18 protein-coding genes are annotated in these 17,390 nt (G+C 57.8%); 8 read left to right on the forward strand and 10 right to left on the reverse strand.

What is annotated here, in order from left to right; all coding sequences use genetic code 11:
• The first annotated feature begins 103 nt into the window (after positions 1-103).
• From ACR0MJ_RS03600 to ACR0MJ_RS03620, 5 genes are read left to right on the forward strand one after another with little or no spacing between them, the layout of a single operon-like run.
• Positions 104-493, forward strand: coding sequence for a nuclear transport factor 2 family protein (locus ACR0MJ_RS03600; protein ID WP_170396632.1), 390 nt, complete (start codon positions 104-106; stop codon positions 491-493).
• A complete protein-coding gene (locus tag ACR0MJ_RS03605) occupies positions 490-3,282 on the forward strand; it encodes a [protein-PII] uridylyltransferase family protein (RefSeq protein WP_480759254.1) in 2,793 nt (930 codons plus the stop codon). Before ACR0MJ_RS03600 ends, ACR0MJ_RS03605 begins: the two co-directional genes overlap by 4 nt.
• Positions 3,269-3,541, forward strand: coding sequence for a hypothetical protein (locus ACR0MJ_RS03610; protein WP_170396636.1), 273 nt, complete (start codon positions 3,269-3,271; stop codon positions 3,539-3,541). Before ACR0MJ_RS03605 ends, ACR0MJ_RS03610 begins: the two co-directional genes overlap by 14 nt.
• A gap of 41 nt (positions 3,542-3,582) precedes the next feature.
• Positions 3,583-4,785, forward strand: coding sequence for an RSP_2647 family RNA methyltransferase (locus ACR0MJ_RS03615; RefSeq protein ID WP_170635195.1), 1,203 nt, complete (start codon positions 3,583-3,585; stop codon positions 4,783-4,785).
• Positions 4,782-5,324 (forward strand): RSP_2648 family PIN domain-containing protein, encoded by a 543-nt coding sequence (locus ACR0MJ_RS03620; RefSeq protein ID WP_170646303.1) that lies wholly within the window; start codon positions 4,782-4,784, stop codon positions 5,322-5,324. The genes ACR0MJ_RS03615 and ACR0MJ_RS03620 overlap by 4 nt, the downstream gene beginning before the upstream one ends.
• Positions 5,325-5,392: 68 nt before the next feature.
• Here ACR0MJ_RS03620 and ACR0MJ_RS03625 read toward each other — a convergent pair whose 3' ends face one another.
• From ACR0MJ_RS03625 to ACR0MJ_RS03655, 7 genes are all read right to left on the reverse strand, one after another.
• Positions 5,393-6,082, reverse strand: a complete 690-nt coding sequence (locus ACR0MJ_RS03625) for a M48 family metallopeptidase (protein ID WP_170396642.1) — start codon at positions 6,080-6,082, stop codon at positions 5,393-5,395.
• A gap of 84 nt (positions 6,083-6,166) precedes the next feature.
• Positions 6,167-7,930 (reverse strand): hypothetical protein, encoded by a 1,764-nt coding sequence (locus ACR0MJ_RS03630; RefSeq protein ID WP_480759258.1) that lies wholly within the window; start codon positions 7,928-7,930, stop codon positions 6,167-6,169.
• A gap of 161 nt (positions 7,931-8,091) precedes the next feature.
• The gene (locus ACR0MJ_RS03635) at positions 8,092-9,276 is read right to left on the reverse strand and encodes a vWA domain-containing protein (protein ID WP_480759260.1); all 1,185 of its coding nucleotides are present in this window, start codon (positions 9,274-9,276) and stop codon (positions 8,092-8,094) included.
• Between the two features lie 4 nt (positions 9,277-9,280).
• Positions 9,281-9,448, reverse strand: a complete 168-nt coding sequence (locus ACR0MJ_RS03640; RefSeq protein WP_480705065.1) for a hypothetical protein — start codon at positions 9,446-9,448, stop codon at positions 9,281-9,283.
• Between the two features lie 6 nt (positions 9,449-9,454).
• Positions 9,455-10,819, reverse strand: coding sequence for a DUF2927 domain-containing protein (locus ACR0MJ_RS03645; protein ID WP_480759263.1), 1,365 nt, complete (start codon positions 10,817-10,819; stop codon positions 9,455-9,457).
• Complete coding sequence (locus ACR0MJ_RS03650) at positions 10,816-11,265, reverse strand: GNAT family N-acetyltransferase (protein ID WP_170662787.1); 450 nt, start codon at positions 11,263-11,265, stop codon at positions 10,816-10,818. Before ACR0MJ_RS03650 ends, ACR0MJ_RS03645 begins: the two co-directional genes overlap by 4 nt.
• A gap of 90 nt (positions 11,266-11,355) precedes the next feature.
• Complete coding sequence (locus tag ACR0MJ_RS03655) at positions 11,356-12,201, reverse strand: AAA family ATPase (RefSeq protein WP_170396653.1); 846 nt, start codon at positions 12,199-12,201, stop codon at positions 11,356-11,358.
• 385 nt (positions 12,202-12,586) lie between these two features.
• On the opposite strand from ACR0MJ_RS03655, the gene dksA reads away from it, so the two are divergent.
• Positions 12,587-13,009, forward strand: a complete 423-nt coding sequence (gene dksA, locus ACR0MJ_RS03660) for an RNA polymerase-binding protein DksA (protein ID WP_074736317.1) — start codon at positions 12,587-12,589, stop codon at positions 13,007-13,009.
• A gap of 72 nt (positions 13,010-13,081) precedes the next feature.
• Positions 13,082-14,233, forward strand: a complete 1,152-nt coding sequence (locus ACR0MJ_RS03665) for an FAD-dependent monooxygenase (RefSeq protein ID WP_480759268.1) — start codon at positions 13,082-13,084, stop codon at positions 14,231-14,233.
• 4 nt (positions 14,234-14,237) lie between these two features.
• On the opposite strand, the gene xth is transcribed toward ACR0MJ_RS03665, so the two are convergent.
• Positions 14,238-15,017: an exodeoxyribonuclease III gene (gene xth / locus ACR0MJ_RS03670; RefSeq protein ID WP_170406381.1), complete on the reverse strand. Its 780-nt coding sequence runs from the start codon at positions 15,015-15,017 to the stop codon at positions 14,238-14,240.
• Positions 15,018-15,298: 281 nt separating this feature from the next.
• Positions 15,299-15,622, reverse strand: coding sequence for a HesB/IscA family protein (locus ACR0MJ_RS03675; RefSeq protein WP_170406378.1), 324 nt, complete (start codon positions 15,620-15,622; stop codon positions 15,299-15,301).
• Positions 15,623-15,698: 76 nt separating this feature from the next.
• Between ACR0MJ_RS03675 and ACR0MJ_RS03680 the strand changes: the two genes are divergently transcribed.
• Positions 15,699-16,856 carry a deoxyguanosinetriphosphate triphosphohydrolase gene (locus ACR0MJ_RS03680; RefSeq protein WP_480759271.1) on the forward strand — a complete coding sequence of 386 codons (1,158 nt, stop codon included), beginning with the start codon at positions 15,699-15,701 and terminating at the stop codon, positions 16,854-16,856.
• On the opposite strand, the gene ACR0MJ_RS03685 is transcribed toward ACR0MJ_RS03680, so the two are convergent.
• Positions 16,838-17,389 carry a molybdopterin-binding protein gene (locus tag ACR0MJ_RS03685; RefSeq protein ID WP_170406372.1) on the reverse strand — a complete coding sequence of 184 codons (552 nt, stop codon included), beginning with the start codon at positions 17,387-17,389 and terminating at the stop codon, positions 16,838-16,840. The two genes, ACR0MJ_RS03680 and ACR0MJ_RS03685, sit on opposite strands and share 19 nt — an antisense overlap.
• Position 17,390: the final 1 nt, after the last annotated feature.

Below are 17,390 nucleotides of genomic sequence, written 5' to 3' on the forward strand. Positions count from 1 at the left end.
CATTCGGCCCTTTCTGCTGTTCAATCGGACAGGGCTAAGCCAACTCTGTCCGATCATGTGCGCTGGCCGCATCTGATTTTCGGCCGTCACAAGTCATAGGCAAATGGAAGATATTGAAAACACCAGCCCACCGTCACTCGATCAGATCCTCTCGCTGGAAAAACAGGTATGGACTGCGCTGGTTGAAGGCAATGCACAGGCCGACCGGGCGCTGCTGAGCCCCGATTTTCTGGGCGTGTATCCAACGGGTTTTGCCAATCGCGACGATCATGTTGGCCAGTTCGCCGATGCGCCTACGATGGCGCAATATGAACTCAGCGATACCAGGTTGCGCGTCTTATCGGCGGATGTGGTTTTGCTCTCATACAGGGCAGATTATCTGCGCCCCGAAGCACAGGAATGGGAGGCGATGCTGATCTCATCCCTGTGGGAGCGGCGTCACGATGTCTGGATCAACAGTTTCAGCCAGGACACGCCACTGGAACGGTCATGAGCCAGCCTCTTGTTATCAACCGCTTGCCGCGCGCTTTTCATACCGATCTGGGTGACGAAACACGCGCGGCGCTGCCCGATTTGACTGCCGAGCAGGGGGAGTTGATCGCGGGAACTGCGGGCTCTAGCCCCTACCTGAAAGGGTTGATTGACCAAGAAAGGAACTGGTTGCCACACGCGTTGCAGCAACCGGACCAGGCATTGTCGGAAGTGATGGACGCGGCGCGCGCGCTGCCGTCGAATCAGTTGAAACCCGGTTTGCGGCAAGCGAAGAGGCGCATGGCCTTGCTGACGGCGCTGGCCGATCTGGCGGGTTCTTGGCCGTTGGAAAAGGTAACTGCCGCGCTGACCGACTTTGGCGCTTTGGCCGTAGATGTGGCAGCGAAGGCCGAAATTGCTGCGTTGATCCGGCGCGGCAAGCTGCCGGGTATGACCGAGAATGATGTCGAAGCCGCTGCTGGCATGGTCATTCTGGCGATGGGCAAAATGGGCGCACATGAGCTGAACTACAGCTCGGATATCGATCTGATCGTGCTGTTCGACGAAACCCGTTTCGATCCCGATGATTTCTACGAAGCGCGACAGGGCATGGTGCGCGCCACGCGGAATTTCTGTGCCACGCTCAGCGACAAGACGGCGGATGGCTATGTATTTCGCACCGATCTGCGACTGCGCCCGGACCCGGCAGTCACACCCGTGTGTCTGGCGATGGAAGCGGCCGAGCGGTATTACGAAAGTCTTGGGCGCACGTGGGAACGTGCGGCCTATATCAAGGCACGCCCCTGCGCCGGGGATATCGCGGCAGGTCAGAGATTTCTCGATGCATTGCGCCCGTTCGTTTGGCGGCGGCATCTGGATTTTGCCGCCATTCAAGACGCTCATGACATGCGACTTCGTATACGCGAGAACAAGGGAACGGGCGGAAGCCTCTCGATTCCCGGCCACGATATGAAGCTGGGGCAGGGCGGTATTCGAGAGATCGAGTTCTTCACCCAGACCCGCCAATTGATCGCTGGCGGACGTGATCCAGACCTTCGCGTCCGGGGCACCGTTCCCGGTCTGGCGGCGCTGGCCTCAAAAGGCTGGGTGCCCGAAGATGTCGCCGAGAAGCTGACCGATCATTACCGTGCCCACCGCGAGGTCGAGCATCGAATCCAGATGGTGCATGACGCGCAGACCCATAAGGTGCCAAATTCAGAGGACGGTATCGAACGGGTCGCGTGCCTGATGGGCATCAGCAGCGCCGAATTGACCGCCGAACTGACCCGCCGCCTGACCGAAGTGCACGAACTGACCGAAGGGTTCTTCGCCCCTGGACCAGGCGCGGCACCCGTGCCGCTTCAGGAGGTTGAGTTTGACAAGGGTGTGCTGGCCCGCTGGCCGACTTACCCGGCGCTTCGATCGCAGCGTGGTGCACGGATATTCGAGCGGCTCAGACCGGAACTTTTAGCGCGATTGGCGAAAACTGCGAAACCCGACGAAGCATTGCTGGCGCTGGATGGGTTTTTGGCAGGATTACCCGCTGGGGTGCAGCTGTTTTCCCTGTTCGAAGCGAACCCGCATCTGATTGATCTGCTGGTCGATATCGTTGGGACGTCACATGCGCTCGCCACCCATCTGTCGCGCAACGCCTCGGTTTTTGATGCGGTGATTGGTGGCAGTTTCTTCAGCGATTGGCCCGGGCAGGCGACCTTGCAGTTGGACTTGACGCAGGCCTTGGCAGAGGAAAGCGACTATGAAACACAGCTCGATTTCGCACGTCGCTGGTGCAAGGAGTGGCACTTTCGCATCGGTGTGCATCATCTGCGCGGACTGATCGATGGGGCGCAGGCCGGGCAGCAATATGCCGAACTGGCGCAGGCCGTGATTGCGGCGGTTCTGCCCTGCGTTGTCGACCAGTTCTCCAAAAAGCATGGACCGGCGCCCGGGCGCGGCGCCGCGGTTTTGGGCATGGGGTCACTTGGGGCAGGTCGCATCAACTCGCAATCCGATCTGGACATGATTGTCATCTACGATCCTCAGGATCAGGACATGTCCGATGGCCCTCGCCCGCTGGCAACGCGGACATACTACGCTCGTTTCACCCAGGCTCTGATCACGGCGCTCAGCGCGCCAATGTCGCAGGGACGGCTTTATGAGGTCGACATGCGTCTGCGCCCGTCGGGCAATCAGGGGCCGGTGGCCACAAGCTGGGCCAGCTTCACCAACTATCAGCAGAATGAGGCCTGGGTGTGGGAACACCTTGCTTTGACTCGCGCCCATGTCGTCGCAGGCGACGCCGGTCTGGTCGAGGATATCGAAAACTTCCGCGCTGATTTCCTGTCGCAACCGCGCGACCGTGACAAAGTGCTGAAAGAAGTGGCCGAGATGCGCGAAAGGCTGGCCGCCGCAAAAGCGCCAGCGGGCGTTTGGGACGCAAAGAATGGGCCGGGCCGCATGATGGATATCGAACTGATGGCAGAGACGGGCGCATTGCTGGCCGGATTGCCCCAGCGCGATGTACACTCGGGTCTGGACGGGGCGGTCGCTGTCGGGCTGCTGGATGTCGCGCAGGCGCAAACCCTGAAGGGTTGTTACGATTTATGCTGGTCGGTGCAATGTGCGGCGCGTCTGCTGTCGGGAAAGGTGATCGAGGCCGATAAGATCGGTGAAGGCGGTACGGCCTTTCTGTGCCGGGCGACCGGGTTCGATCAGGTCGAACAGCTGCAATCCGCGTTGCAAGACAATTACAGCACTGCGGCCTCGTTGATTGGCGCAGTTGTCGGAAGGGTTGAAGATGGCACGCAGTGATGATCCGAATGACCACAAAGGCCTGATCCGCGAGGCGTATCGCATTGAAGGCATCACCTTGCCCGAGTGTCGCAGCATCTTTCTGGATTGGGCGCTGAGCCTGCCCGGAGAGCTTGATCAAAATCAGGCCTTGACCAACCTGCACGCAGTCTATTCGGAACAGGCTGCTGATCATCCGATGACGCAGGTCCTGACCGAGGGTTTGCAGGCGGCCCAAGCCCCCAAGCGTCGTGGCGGCTGGCGCAAGCGCAATCGTTAACGGGGCTTTCACCCCCGTGCATTCACGATTATGAGGGCGCCATGACACCCGTAGCTGACCGCCCCCGTATCCGTTTGAAACCCAAGGCCAATGCGCGTGGCCTGCGCCACGGGTTTCCCTGGGTCTATGCCAATGACATCGTCACCGACCGCCGGACCCGCAAAATCGGGCCGGGGTCCTTGGCTGTGCTGGAAGACGAGAAGCGCGCGCCAATCGCTCTGGTCGCGGTGAATCCGGTCTCGAAGATCATGTGCCGGGTACTTGATCGCGATATCGGCGCGCAGTTGGATGCGGACTGGTTTGAAACCCGTCTGCGCCGCGCGCTTGAGATGCGCGAGCGACTGTTCGATGCGCCGTACTACCGCCTGATCCATGCCGAGGCGGATGGGTTTCCCGGGGTGATCATCGACCGGTTCGGCGACGCCTGCGTGATCCAACCCAACGCAGTCTGGGCTGAGGCACATCTTGAATCTCTGACCGACGCGCTAGTCAAGGTGACCGGGGTCGACACAGTGCTGAAGAACGCCTCGGGGCGCACGCGTGTGCTCGAGGGGTTGGACGACACCAATCTGACCTTGCGCGGCACCGCGCCCGATAAGCCTCTGCCGGTGCCAATGAATGGCGCAACCTACATGGCTGACCTGACTGGTGGGCAGAAAACCGGCCTGTTCTATGACCAACGCCCCAATCACGCGTTTGCCGCCAAGTTGGTTCACCCCGAGGCGCAGGTGCTGGATGTATTCAGCCACGTCGGAGGCTTTGGTCTGGCCATGCTGGCGGGCGGCGCAGCACAGGCATTGTCCGTTGACGGCTCGGCAGCGGCGCTCGAACTGGCGGCGAAGGGCGCAGAAGCCTCAGGATTTTCTGCCCGTTTCCAGACCCGACAAGGCGACGCCTTTGATATACTGACTAAACTCGGCGAAGAGGGCGCGTTGTTCGACGTCGTCATCTGTGATCCCCCGGCTTTTGCACCTTCGAAACAAGCATTGGACGCAGGCCTGCGCGCCTATGAGCGTACCGCACGTCTGGCGGCTCCGCTGGTCAAACCGGGCGGGTATCTTGGCCTCTGCTCCTGTTCTCATGCCGCTGATCTGGGCCGCTTCCGCGATGCCTCATCCCGTGGGATCGGACGGGCAGGACGACAGGCCCAACTGATCCGAACTGGCTTTGCCGGGCCGGACCATCCACAACTGCCGCAGCTGGCAGAAAGCGGCTACCTCAAAGCCGTGTTTTACCGTCTGTGAAGGCGGTTCTTGATACCTGCGTCATCTATCCCACGGTGATGCGAGAGATGCTGTTGGGCGCTGCGAGGCTTGGTTATTTCACGCCCGTCTGGTCTGCACGTATCCTCGAAGAATGGGCTCGTGCCGCCCGCAAACTCGGCCCCGAGGGCGAGGCGCAGGCGCGCGCCGAAATCGCGCTGGTTCAAGCCCATTGGCCAAATGCCGAGCGACCTGCCAACCTCGGTGTTGAACAGCGCCTATGGTTGCCGGATGCCGCCGACATCCACGTTCTCGCAACGGCGGTCACAAGCTCGGCAGATGTCATTGTCACCGTCAATGCCAAAGACTTTCCCAAGAATATGTTGGCCGACGAAGGGCTTGAGCGGCGCGATCCGGACGGGCTGCTGCATGAACTCTGGCTGTCCGACCCCGAAGGCATGACGCAGGTTTCCAAAGCGGTCCTTGCTGAAGCCAACCGGCTATCCGGTGCTCAATGGACCTTGCGCAGCTTAATGAAAAAAGCCCGCCTGCCGCGCCTTGGCAAAGCCCTGAGTACTTAATTCGGGATCCCATTCATCTGGCCAAAAATATCTCGGGGAGCGCGAGGGGCTGGCCCCTCGCTCCTATCCTAAACTCCCACGCCCCACTTTTGTTCAAGTACTTCCAGAGCTGCGATCCGCTCATCCGTCTTTGGATGACTCATCAACCAAGCGGGCACAACGCCCGCGCGCTGCTGTGTCAGATCCTCAAGCTTGTGGAACAAAGACTTCTGTGGACCAATCCCGATCCCGGCTTTTGTCAAAAGCGCTGCCGCATATTCATCCGCCTCATATTCATCACTCCGCGACAGGCGGGAGGCCAGCAAATGAGTCAGCATATTTGCAATCCAGGCTCCAATGAAGGGGATGAAGCGGTTCAATAGCATCATCAGCGCAGCACGCAGGGCGTTTTGACCCGAGAAATCAATCATCCGCCGCCGGGCGTGGCCAAGGGCGACATGGCCCAATTCATGCGCGATTACGCTTGCCATTTCTTCCGCTGATACTTCGCCGTTGCCAAATTTGCGATAAAAACCGCGAGTGATGAAAATACGCCCATCCGGCGCGGCCAGCCCGTTCACCGGATCGATCTCGTAGATGTAGACTGGGACCCGATCAATCTCCAAGGCTGCAGCCAGCCGGTCCGTCATGCGTTTTAGCGCAGGATCGGCCAGTTCGGTGGACTTCGCATCCAACTCACGATGCGTGCGCCAGACGGATATCCGGTACATCACAACGGCATAGGCTATGGCCAGCAGGATGGGTGTTAAGCGAAGCATGAGTTAGATATGGGCGGCCCACCCCGAGGAGGCAAGCGGTAACTCGCCCTTCACGTCCGATCAGTTATGCGGCTCAATCCAGCCTTACCTGCCTGGCGAGGGCAGGTGCAGGTTCGAATGAAACTCGGCAAGGGACTGCTTGGTTAAGACCTCGCCCTTCGAAGCCTCAAAAAATGCGCGTTCAGCTTCCTTTTCTGCGACCAGAGCATCAACTCTCAGGTCCCTCACATCCGCGCGCAGAGCGTCGCGCGCCTCCTCGTAGGTTTCAGCATCGCGCAGCTCATCCTCAAGCGCACTCAGCTTGTCATCATAGTCCGGGTCCGCAGGATCAAGTGCGGCGATATCATCGGCGATGTCTTCGCTGCTGCGGCCATCGTAGTCTTCGTTCAGATCACGCAGTTCACGGCGCGCCTCATAGAGGTCACCGCGTAAGTCGTAATAGGTTTCCGCCGCCGCCTGGTAGGTCGCGATTTTGCCGACATTGCTGTTGGGTGAAGCATTGCGGAACGCCGGGGCCGCTGCCTTAGACGCATTCAGGTTACGCAGCTTGTCCGAGCCATAGGGATCGGTGATCGCTGCAACAAGCGGGTCGCGGTAATAGCGATAGCGGTCCTTCTTGCGATCGGAATATGGCTTGTCGTAGCGCAGTCGATAGTCGGTTTCATCATAGATCTTCTTATCGTCCGAATAGCGGAAGCCGTCAGGACCGTAAGGCACCGGCTGGACCGTTGCCCAGTCCTTGTGCCGGTAGTTTGGCTGTGGCAGATCGAGATTGCCGTGGAACTCGCCCAGCGTCGCCTTGGTCAATGTACGCCCTTTCGAAGCGTCATAAAAGGCAGCCTCCGCATCTTGCAACGCGTCGCGGATTTCGTATTTCAGATCCCTCAGATCCGCGCGCAGATCGTCGCGCGCCTCCTCATAGGTTTCAGCATCGCGCAGCTCATCCTCAAGCGCACTCAGCTTGTCATCGTAGTTCGGGTCCGCAGGATCAAGCGCGGCGATATCATCAGCGATGTCTTCGCTGCTGCGGCCATCGTAGTCTTCGTTCAGATCACGCAGTTCACGGCGCGTATCATAGAGGTCACCGCGCAGGTCGTAATAGGTTTCCGCCGCCGCCTGATAGGTCGCGATCTTGCCGACATTGCTGTTGGGTGAAGCATTGCGGAACGCCGGGGCTGCTGCCTTAGACGCATTCAGGTTACGCAGCTTGTCCGAGCCATCGGGATCGGTGATCGCTGCAACAAGCGGGTCGCGATAGCGACGCTTGCTGGGCTTCTTATTGTCATAGTGCTTGGATTTATAATCCGTGCGAGCAACAGGTCGCGGGGAATACTCAACAGGAGCCACCGACGCCTTGCGGTACGATTTCTTTACCCGGTTCGCGCTTGACTTGGTTTTTACCGGCGAACGCTTGCCAAATAGTTGCTCGACATCGCGTTTAAACTCTCTTCCAAAGCCCGCCAGTGTGGTTTTTTGTACCTTGCCGTTACGTCCCTTAGCTTTAGCAGAGGTTTTGGCTGACCGGTGGTGTTTTGCCTTTTGCTTCTTGTTGAACCCGAAAGCCTTTTCCACGCGGTGCGTTTTGGACTTGGCCTTGCCGGGATCTTTACCCGCGCTTTTGGCACCCTTAGTCTTGCCGGATTTTCCCTTTTCGCCACCTTTGTTGCCGTCGTTGCTTTTTCCAGAATTACCTTTGCCGCCGCCGCGGCCCTTTCCATTGCCATTATCATTCTTGGCATAAGCGGCGTCAGGGGAAAGTACCAATGTCGCGGTCGCACCCGATGCAATTGCGAACGCTGTAATGGTCAAAACAGATGTCAGTATATTTCGTAGTTTTGAAATGGTCATCTCAGCCCCCCAGCTTCAATCCCTTTGTCGTATATCACGAATTCGAGAGAGGCAGGGAATTTTGCCGAGATTGTTTCTTTGGTGGTGCTTTTGACGCGAATATCTCTGAAAACTAGGCCTATTGTTTCCGGTTTCTGAGTTAACCAGGACTCCGACGGTGACTAGCGCGTCAGTTCCCGCATACCTTGTTCCAAACCCGCCAGCGTCATGGGTACCATGCGATCTTCGAATATCTCACGGATCATGCCGATCGAATGGGTATATTCCCAATACTTCTGAGGCACTGGATTGATCCACAGGTTCGATGTCCACTGTTCGCGTGCACGCCCCAGCCAGACTTGGCCAGATTCCTGATTCCAATGCTCATTTGCACCGCCGGGATAAGCGATCTCGTAGGGACTCATCGAGGCATCGCCGACAAAGATGCATTTGTAGTCCGGCCCGTATGTGCGCAAGACCTCGTGCGTCGGAGTTTGCTGATCCCAGCGGCGGCGATTGTCGCGCCAGACGCCTTCATAGAGGCAATTGTGGAAGTAGTAGTATTCCAGATGTTTGAATTCGGTTCGGGCCGCTGAGAACAGTTCTTCGACGACCTTGATATGCGGGTCCATCGATCCGCCCACGTCCAGAAACAAAAGCACTTTGACGGCGTTGTGTCGTTCGGGTCGGGTTTTGACATCCAGATATCCGTGTTCAGCCGTAGCCCTGATCGTTCCATCCAGATCAAGCTCTTCCGCTGCACCTTCACGCGCCCAGCGGCGCAGGCGTTTCAAGGCAACCTTGATGTTCCGGGTGCCCAGTTCAACAGTGTCATCTAAGTTCTTGAATTCGCGCTTGTCCCAGACCTTTACTGCACGCTGATGGCGGCTTTCTTTCTGGCCGATGCGCACGCCTTCGGGGTTGTAGCCATAGGCACCGAAAGGTGAGGTGCCCGCGGTGCCGATCCACTTGTTACCGCCCTGATGGCGACCCTGTTGGTCCTTGAGGCGCTCGCGTAGCGTCTCCATCAGTTTATCAAAGCCACCAAGCGCCTCGATCTCGGCTTTTTCTTCATCCGAAAGGTGCTTTTCGGCCATCTTTGCAAGCCACTCGGCGGGAATATCGACCGCCTCGAGTACTTGATCGAAACTGATTTCACCCAACCCTTCGAAACTGGCGGCAAAGGCACGGTCGAACTTGTCGATGTTGCGCTCGTCTTTCACCATCGAAACGCGGGCGAGATAGAAAAACGCCTCGACATCGTATGTCGCCAAGCCCATTTTCATCCCTTCCAGAAACGTCAGGTACTCGCGCAGAGATACGGGAATGCCAGCGTTTCGGAGGTTTTCGAAGAAGGGCAGGAACATCGTTCTATACCAGGCGGACAATGACCAGTGAAATCACCAGCCCGACCAACGCAAAGGCAATGCCGTAACCTGCGGCGTATTGAACCATATCAGCACCGCTTCCGTTACGTTTGCGTGCTGTCAACGCGCCCAGAATCGCGCCCAGAATAGCCATGCCCAGAACCACTATCATGTGACGTTATCCACCCGTGCTTGTGGCGGCTGACTGCGCGATGTCTTGTGTGACCGAGCGCACCACCAAATCCGAGCCGAAGCCGTAACGTGCCCATCCGATACTGTCCAGCCGAACGCGACGTGCCTGATCTAGTTGACCGGACTGCCGCAGTGCCTCGGATTTGAGCAGCAGCAGGGTGGCCAGAAGGGCGGCGTTCTCGGCCTTGGTCATGACATTGATTGCTTTGTTCAATTCGGGCAGGGCCTCGGTGCCCTGACCCTGTGCCAAAGCAAATGCTGCGGTTTGTGCCGTGATATGAGCGCGCTGAATTTCCGTTCCCGGGGTGGCGTTCAGGTATTTCAGGGCAATTTCATATTGCTGCTGCGCCGCCTCGGGGTCGTCGAATTGCCCCATGCGCCCCAGCAGATAATGCGGATAGGCGCGGCGGTGGTCGGTCCAGCCTTGCTGTTGACCAATTCGCGCTGCCTCGTTCGCAGCGTTAACGCGCTTGGCCGTACCAGCGCCAGCCCCCAAAGCGCGTTGAACTGCATTAATCCACGCCCGAGGTGTCTCAGTAACCTGTTGTGGCGCAACCCGATCCCCTCTGGGGTTCAGCCGGCTGAGTACGCCGGGCAGAACCGCTGCCACCTGTTCGCGTGTCATGCCATTTTGCAACTCAGGCGCATAGGCTGCGCGCAGGATCAACATGTCGAATCCGGTCAGAACCGTGTGGAAATTGTCGTCGTTGAATACTGAATCGGTTAGGCGATAGAGGTCGTTCAGAGGTCCAAGTGCCTGAGCCAATTCTTCATGCAGGCAGTCCCGAATTTCCTGTGGGCTGGCATCGTAGGGGATGAATATCCCGATCCGTTCACGTTTTCGCAGTTCGGTCCAGTTGCTTTTGCTTTTGCGCCTGTCACGGCGGTATTCTTCCAGACTTGAAGAGTTGGGAACGACGAAACAGGCTGCCTGCGGCAGGATGCGGCGGATCTGTTTCTGGCTTACAGCCTCGATCGTGATGTTCGCCTGACCCTCTGGAATCTGCCGGATGTCGATCTTCGCCTCACGTTGCAACCGGGTCAGTAGCCGGCTCAGGTCGGTCTGCATCGTTGGTGGCGGTGTCCCAGTCAGACGCACCGTGATGGGTCCATCAAATCGGGTGAAAACGGGCAACTCTGCGCCGCTCTCAAGTGCGAAATGCAGCGATAGGAAATCTGCGGCGATGTTCTTGTTTGAGCGGGCAGGCGGGCTTGGACGAGCAGCGCCGAAGGATTTAGACGGCGGCAGCGAAGCTTCAATCACCTGGGTACGGGTCGGCGTCTCGATCCGGTCGACCGTGGTGCAGGCAGACAGCGCCGCCAGAACTAGGGTTGCGCCTAAAAGCCTCATGGTCGCTGATACTTCAGGAACGGCGACAACTTGCCGATGCGGTCATAGAGTTTGCGTGCGGTATGGTTGTTTTCCTGCGTCAGCCAATAGACTGAGGGGGCTTTCTGCCTGTCCGCTTCTTCATAGACGGCCTCAATCAGGGCGCGTCCAACTCCGGTGCCTCGCGCTTCTGGGCGGGCATAGAGATCCTGCAGATAGCAGACACTTTCTTCCTTCCAGGCGTGGCGATGAAACAGGTAGTGGGTCAGTCCAAGCAGTTGCCCATCCAAATCCGCGACTATACAGGAAAAGTCATTCGGATCATCACCTAAGAGCCGCGCAAAGGTGCTTTGGAAAGTCGAATCCGGCACTTTGGTTTCATAAAATGCCAGGTAGTCACGCCACATTTCGGCCCATTGATCCCGGTCTTCTGGTCGCAAGGGGCGAATTGTGAGGGCGTTAGTCATTTTATTATTTCCTGCTCTGGAGGCCCGATTGGCGCGGGGTCTTTCGTTGATGTAATGCTGACACCCGACCGTACCGATGACAAGCTGTGATCACCGCTTGCTACGCGCCATAAAGGCCAGCCGTTCAAACAGGTGTACGTCCTGCTCATTTTTTAGAAGCGCACCATGCAGCTTGGGCAGTGCATTCACACCGTCGCGTTTAAGGTCCTCAGCGCTCAAGTCCTCAGCCAAGAGCAGTTTCAGCCAGTCCAGCACTTCCGAGGTCGAGGGCTTTTTCTTCAAACCCTGCGTTTCGCGGATTTCGTAGAACTGGGTCAGCGCGGTGGTCAGCAGCGCATCTTTGATGCCGGGGTGATGGACTTCGACGATACGGCGCATCGTGGCTTCGTCTGGAAAGCGGATGTAGTGAAAGAAGCAGCGGCGCAGGAATGCGTCAGGTAGTTCCTTTTCGTTGTTCGACGTGATTATGACGATAGGGCGGTTCTTGGCACGGATCGTCTCGCCAGTCTCGTAGACGTGGAACTCCATCTTATCGAGTTCTTGCAATAGATCGTTGGGGAATTCGATATCAGCCTTGTCGATCTCGTCGATCAGTAGCACGACCTTTTCATCCGCATCGAATGCCTGCCACAGCTTGCCCTTGCGAATATAGTTCGAGACATCATGCACGCGCTCTTCGCCAAGCTGGCTATCGCGCAAACGGCTGACCGCATCGTATTCATACAACCCCTGTTGCGCTCGGGTGGTGGATTTCACGTTCCACTCAATCATCGTCAGCCCCAGCGCGCCTGCGACCTGTTTCGCCAGCTCGGTCTTGCCAGTTCCGGGCTCGCCCTTGACCAACAAGGGGCGTTCCAGCGTGACGGCAGCGTTCACGGCAATGTTCAGATCGTCGGTGGCAACATATTCTGCGGTGCCTTGAAAACGTGCGGTCATGGGACCCCTCATGTGGTTTCCGCGGAATGCGGGCTGGGTTTGCTCTGCTCGGGTTACAGAGAGGCAAGGTTATTTACAAGCCGGGCCGCAGCGTCGCGAAAGGATGGGATGGGCTGTAAGTCCAATCTGTTTTGGGCGATTCGTTCGGGGCGGGGTATCGCAGGGGTTGAAGCTGCCTGAAAAACGCCTTGCGAGAACCACAGAAAAACAAGGTTTTGTTGTTACAAGTCTCAATATTAGAGCAGTCGGAGTGACGCGGCGGCGAGGCATACGTTTGTGTAGTGACAATCTCTGCCCCGTCGGATAAACGCTCCGCAGAAGGGGGTGCCGAATGTCAGGTAATACAATCGCAACCGACGTTTCAGGCCATACCGAGGGAGCAAATATGAAGCAGGAAGTTTTTCTGCCGGAAGATTACCGTCCGGCTGAAGATGAACCTTTCATGAATGATCGCCAGCTTGAGTATTTTCGCCGCAAGCTGATGGATTGGAAGACAGAACTACTCGCAGGCAGCCGTGATACGATCGAAGGTCTGCAGGACAACACCCGAAACATTCCCGATGTCGCTGACCGCGCAAGCGAAGAGACCGACCGTGCGCTGGAACTGCGCACCCGGGATCGTCAGCGTAAGCTGGTGGCCAAAATCGACTCGGCCCTGCGCCGGATCGAAGAAGGGGAGTATGGATATTGCGAGAAGACCGGTGATCCGATCTCGCTCAAGCGCCTGGATGCGCGTCCTATCGCGACTATGACGCTTGAGGCGCAAGAGCGTCACGAGCGCCGCGAAAAGGTCCACCGCGACGATTGATCGCTGGGAAATTGCAATAAAACAACAGCGCCGGGGCCTGTCGCCCCGGCGTTTTTGCGTTATGGCAGGCCCATGAATATCAATGGTCTGAATTTCTGCGTCATTGGCGGCGGCATTGGGGGCATGGCGGCGGCACTCGCACTGCGAAGTCAGGGTGCTCAGGTGACGGTTCTGGAGCAGGCCCCAGAACTGACCGAAGTTGGTGCTGGATTGCAAATCAGTGCGAACGGGATGGCGGTACTGCGTGCGCTAGGCGTAGCTGGTAAGGTGCCGGAGGCCGGACAAATCTCGGGTGGGACCGTTCTGCGCGATTACCGTAATGGGCGCGTGATCAGTCGGGTCCCGGTCCCTGCCGCTGGGTCGACTTACTATTATCACCGGGCAGATCTGCTGGACCTGTTACACAAAGCCGCCTTGCGCTCTGGGGTGGATATTCGGCTGGATGCACGTGTCGCCACGGTTCATAAACACCCAAGCGAAGCCGAGATCGTTCTGGAAAGCGGCGAAAGGCTGCGTGCGGAATGCGCGATCGCCGCAGACGGTGGGCGCAGCGCTATCCGTCCGATCTTGAATGGCCCCGAGGTCCCGGTTTTCACCCATCAGGTTGCCTGGCGAGCAACGATTCCCTGGACCCAGCGAGAAGAACTGCCATGCGCGTCCTTGACGATGGGGCCAGGCCGGCACGTGGTAACCTACCCGCTGCGCGATCAACGCCTCGTGAACATCGTGGCCATAGAAGAGCGTTCCGACTGGAAAGAGGAAGGCTGGCGACGTCAGGGTGATCCCGACGACCTGCGAACCCGGTTCGCCGATTTTGGCGGACCGGTTGGTGACATATTGTCAAAGATTGACGAGGTTCACCTTTGGGCGCTGTTTCTGCGCCCCGTGGCGCAAATCTGGCAGAATGGGCGATTGGCCTTACTTGGGGATGCGGCGCACCCGACGTTGCCTTTTATGGCCCAAGGAGCTTGCCTGGCACTGGAAGATGCCTGGGTCCTGACACGCGCGTTCCAGGACAACTCAGGCGTCGCCCGCGCATTGGCTACCTATGAAGCCACTCGACGACCGCGTGCCAGGCAAGTGGTTGGCGCCGCAGGCGCAAATGCGCGTAATTTCCACCTTCGTGGGCCAATGAGGCTGGCCGCACAGGCCGCCTTAATGGCGGTTGGTCCACGCTTGGCACGGCGCTACGAGTGGATCTATAGCTACGACGCGACCGCGTAAGCGTTCACAGGTCGAGATCAACCCAGACCGGCACATGGTCCGAAGGTTTTTCGTGCCCCCTCACTTCGGCATCGATCCTGCAATCACGCATCAAATCTGCAGCTTGCGGCGTCAGAAGAAAGTGATCGATGCGAATCCCGTCGTTTCTGTTCCACGCGCCGGCTTGATAATCCCAGAATGAGTAATGACCAGGGCCTTGCGTTCGCGCGCGAAAGGCTTCAGTGAAGCCCAGATTCAATACCTTGCGGAATGCAGCGCGACTTTCGGGTCGAAAAAGCGCATCCTCGCGCCAGGCGTCGGGGCGCTTGGCATCTTCGGCCTGCGGAATAATATTGTAATCCCCGGCCATCAACGCGGGTTCCTCTGATGCCATCAAATCGCGGGCACGATCATAGAGGCGCTCCATCCACTCAAGCTTGTAGTCATATTTCGGCCCCGGCACCGGATTGCCATTTGGCAGATACAATCCGCAGATGCGCAGTGCTCTCTTTCCTATGACAGTAGCTTCGATCCAGCGCGCCTGCTCATCACTTTCATCACCGGGCAACCCACGGGAGACATCCTCAAGCGGCAATTTCGAAAGGATTGCAACGCCGTTGAAGCTCTTTTGCCCGTGGGTTTCAACGTTATATCCGCGCTCCTCGAAAATCTCGCGGGGGAAATTCTCATCAATAGATTTGATTTCCTGCAGCAACACAACATCGGGCTGCGCCTCATCCAACCAGCGAGGTAACGCCTCGGCCCGTGCCTTGATACCGTTGATGTTGAATGTGGCGATTTTCATGCGTGATCCTCCGGTGCCATTGGCAACCTATCGCGCAGAATACACGCTACGGCAAGTTGCCGAACAAGTAAGCGAGGCTCTGCCTCGCGCTCCGAGGTATTTTGGGCCAGATGAAGAAACGGATTCTTAACCATATTCGTCAAAACTGAGTATGCGGTACAGGCGGAGGCGCCGATGACCGCGCCAGGTGAAGTTCTCTGACTTTGACTGTCAGAGAGCGGATCCCTCTTCATCTGGCTAAAAATACCTTGGGGGTGTGGGGGCAAAGCCCCCACTTGGCGCTACATCGAGAACGATGTGCCGCAGCCGCAGGAAGACGTGGCGTTGGGGTTCTCAATCACGAAGCGCGCGCCGATGAGTTCCTGTGTGAAATCAATTACCGCGTTCTCCAGAAACGGCAGAGAGATCGAGTCGACGATGACCTTTTGGCCTTTGCCCTCTAGCACCAAATCGTCCTCTTTCGGCTCATCCAGGGCGATCTCGTATTGAAAACCGGAACATCCGCCACCCTCCACAGCGACACGCAGGGCCTGGCCCTGATCTGCGGCACCGATTTCGGCCAGGCGTTCAAAGGCGCGTTCTGTGACTGTTGGGGGCAGATTCATGCCGGTCTCCAAAGGTTTATTTCCTTAGCATCGTACAATATATGGAACCTAACGACAGGCGACAAGGACAAGACCTTTGGACAGAGCGGGTTTTGCCTCGGACCCAGGCCGCGCAAGGGGGCGGCTTGTACCTGAGGAGGAAAGCAGTTTTCGGTCATGCTTTCAGCGCGACCGGGACAGGATTATTCACGCTAGCGCATTTCGGCGGCTCAAACACAAAACCCAAGTGTTTGTTGAGCATGAGGGTGACAGTTATCGAACCCGCCTGACGCATTCCATAGAAGTGGCTCAGGTGGCCCGAACGATTGCCGGGGCCTTAGGCCTGAACGGCGAATTGACCGAAGCGGTCGCGTTGGCGCATGACCTCGGGCATACACCGTTTGGTCACACGGGCGAGGACGCTCTGCATGCGTTGATGGAGCCATATGGTGGCTTCGATCACAACGCGCAGGCCATTCGGATCGTAACCAAACTTGAGCGTCACTACGCCGAGTTCGATGGGTGCAACCTGACCTGGGAATGTCTGGAAGGGATAGCCAAGCACAACGGGCCGGTCACTGGTGCATTGCCTTGGGCATTGGCCGAGTGTAATCGGGGCTTTGACCTCGAACTTCACACCCATGCGAGCGCCGAGGCGCAGGTCGCGGCGTTGTCAGACGACATTGCCTACAACAACCACGATCTGTTTGACGGATTGCGGGCGGGATTGTTCAGAGATGAAGACATTCAGCAGCTTCCCATAATTGATGCCTGTTTCGCCGAAGTGGATGCCAAATTTCCGGGTCTTGACCCTTATCGCCGTCGGCACGAGGCGCTCAGACGGGTATTTGGCGTCATGGTTTCGGATGTTATCGACACCTCACGCGCGTTGATAGCGGTCTCGGGGGCGCAGTCGGTCGAGGATATCCGCCATCTGGGTTATCCGGTCATTCAATTCTCGGATGATCTTTGGGCGAAGCTCAAACAGATCCGCGCCTTCCTGTTTTCGCGCATGTATCGCGCACCGAGCGTGATGGAAGTGCGCGTCAGTGTCAGCAAGGTGGTTGAGGAACTGTTTCCGATTTACCTGTCCGATCCCAAACAGATGCCGCGCCATTGGCACAGCGATATCAAGGCGGCAACAGATGAAACCGCGCTGGCCCGCATCGTCTCAGATTATATCGCGGGCATGACCGACAGGTTTGCGCTGCAAGACCATGCCCGGCTGACCGGAGATCACTCGATCGCAATATAGGCGATGGCCCAGACCTGTTGGCTGGCTTGTGTTTGAGCCAGTTCAGCATCATCCGTGGGCGGGAAAACGATCATCGTGGGGCCGTAACTACCAATGCCCATCGGCACGCCATCCGCGTGGGTGGCCACGATGGGTTGATGTGTCTCGATGCTTTCCCATGGAATTTCAGCCTGATAGCCATCCATAGCCATGGGCAGAGCAGATTTGCCCCTCGCACCTGCCATCGTCATCACGTCAGATAACAGCGGACCAGCGAAGGTATAGTCGCGCTGGTTCTCTGGCGGGCCATAGCGGATGGTTATTTCGATCTGATCCAACCCGTCCAGCATGGCAGCGTCAAAGCCTGCTGCACCGTCATGTGTGACTTCGAGAAAACCCAACAGCCCACCGTCATTCTCAGCGCGCGCGGGCAGATTGGTTTCGGTGATGGCGCCACCGAGCGTCAGCAATACGTGGCCTTGAGGTGAGGGCATCTCGGCCCATGTGGGCAGGGCGGTGGTCAGCAGCAAGGCGAAGGGCAGGGTAAGGCGCATT

Source organism: Ruegeria sp. C6 (genome assembly GCF_056537625.1).

What these genes read in the sequence shown, in the direction of transcription:
- ACR0MJ_RS03600 (WP_170396632.1), top strand. Translation starts at nt 104, where the DNA reads ATGGAAGATATTGAAAACACCAGCCCACCGTCACTCGATCAGATCCTC.
- ACR0MJ_RS03605 (WP_480759254.1), top strand. Translation starts at nt 490, where the DNA reads ATGAGCCAGCCTCTTGTTATCAACCGCTTGCCGCGCGCTTTTCATACC.
- ACR0MJ_RS03610 (WP_170396636.1), top strand. Translation starts at nt 3,269, where the DNA reads ATGGCACGCAGTGATGATCCGAATGACCACAAAGGCCTGATCCGCGAG.
- ACR0MJ_RS03615 (WP_170635195.1), top strand. Translation starts at nt 3,583, where the DNA reads ATGACACCCGTAGCTGACCGCCCCCGTATCCGTTTGAAACCCAAGGCC.
- ACR0MJ_RS03625 (WP_170396642.1), bottom strand. Translation starts at nt 6,082, where the DNA reads ATGCTTCGCTTAACACCCATCCTGCTGGCCATAGCCTATGCCGTTGTG.
- ACR0MJ_RS03630 (WP_480759258.1), bottom strand. Translation starts at nt 7,930, where the DNA reads ATGACCATTTCAAAACTACGAAATATACTGACATCTGTTTTGACCATT.
- ACR0MJ_RS03635 (WP_480759260.1), bottom strand. Translation starts at nt 9,276, where the DNA reads ATGTTCCTGCCCTTCTTCGAAAACCTCCGAAACGCTGGCATTCCCGTA.
- ACR0MJ_RS03640 (WP_480705065.1), bottom strand. Translation starts at nt 9,448, where the DNA reads ATGATAGTGGTTCTGGGCATGGCTATTCTGGGCGCGATTCTGGGCGCG.
- ACR0MJ_RS03645 (WP_480759263.1), bottom strand. Translation starts at nt 10,819, where the DNA reads ATGAGGCTTTTAGGCGCAACCCTAGTTCTGGCGGCGCTGTCTGCCTGC.
- ACR0MJ_RS03650 (WP_170662787.1), bottom strand. Translation starts at nt 11,265, where the DNA reads ATGACTAACGCCCTCACAATTCGCCCCTTGCGACCAGAAGACCGGGAT.
- ACR0MJ_RS03655 (WP_170396653.1), bottom strand. Translation starts at nt 12,201, where the DNA reads ATGACCGCACGTTTTCAAGGCACCGCAGAATATGTTGCCACCGACGAT.
- dksA (WP_074736317.1), top strand. Translation starts at nt 12,587, where the DNA reads ATGAAGCAGGAAGTTTTTCTGCCGGAAGATTACCGTCCGGCTGAAGAT.
- ACR0MJ_RS03665 (WP_480759268.1), top strand. Translation starts at nt 13,082, where the DNA reads ATGAATATCAATGGTCTGAATTTCTGCGTCATTGGCGGCGGCATTGGG.
- xth (WP_170406381.1), bottom strand. Translation starts at nt 15,017, where the DNA reads ATGAAAATCGCCACATTCAACATCAACGGTATCAAGGCACGGGCCGAG.
- ACR0MJ_RS03675 (WP_170406378.1), bottom strand. Translation starts at nt 15,622, where the DNA reads ATGAATCTGCCCCCAACAGTCACAGAACGCGCCTTTGAACGCCTGGCC.
- ACR0MJ_RS03685 (WP_170406372.1), bottom strand. Translation starts at nt 17,389, where the DNA reads ATGCGCCTTACCCTGCCCTTCGCCTTGCTGCTGACCACCGCCCTGCCC.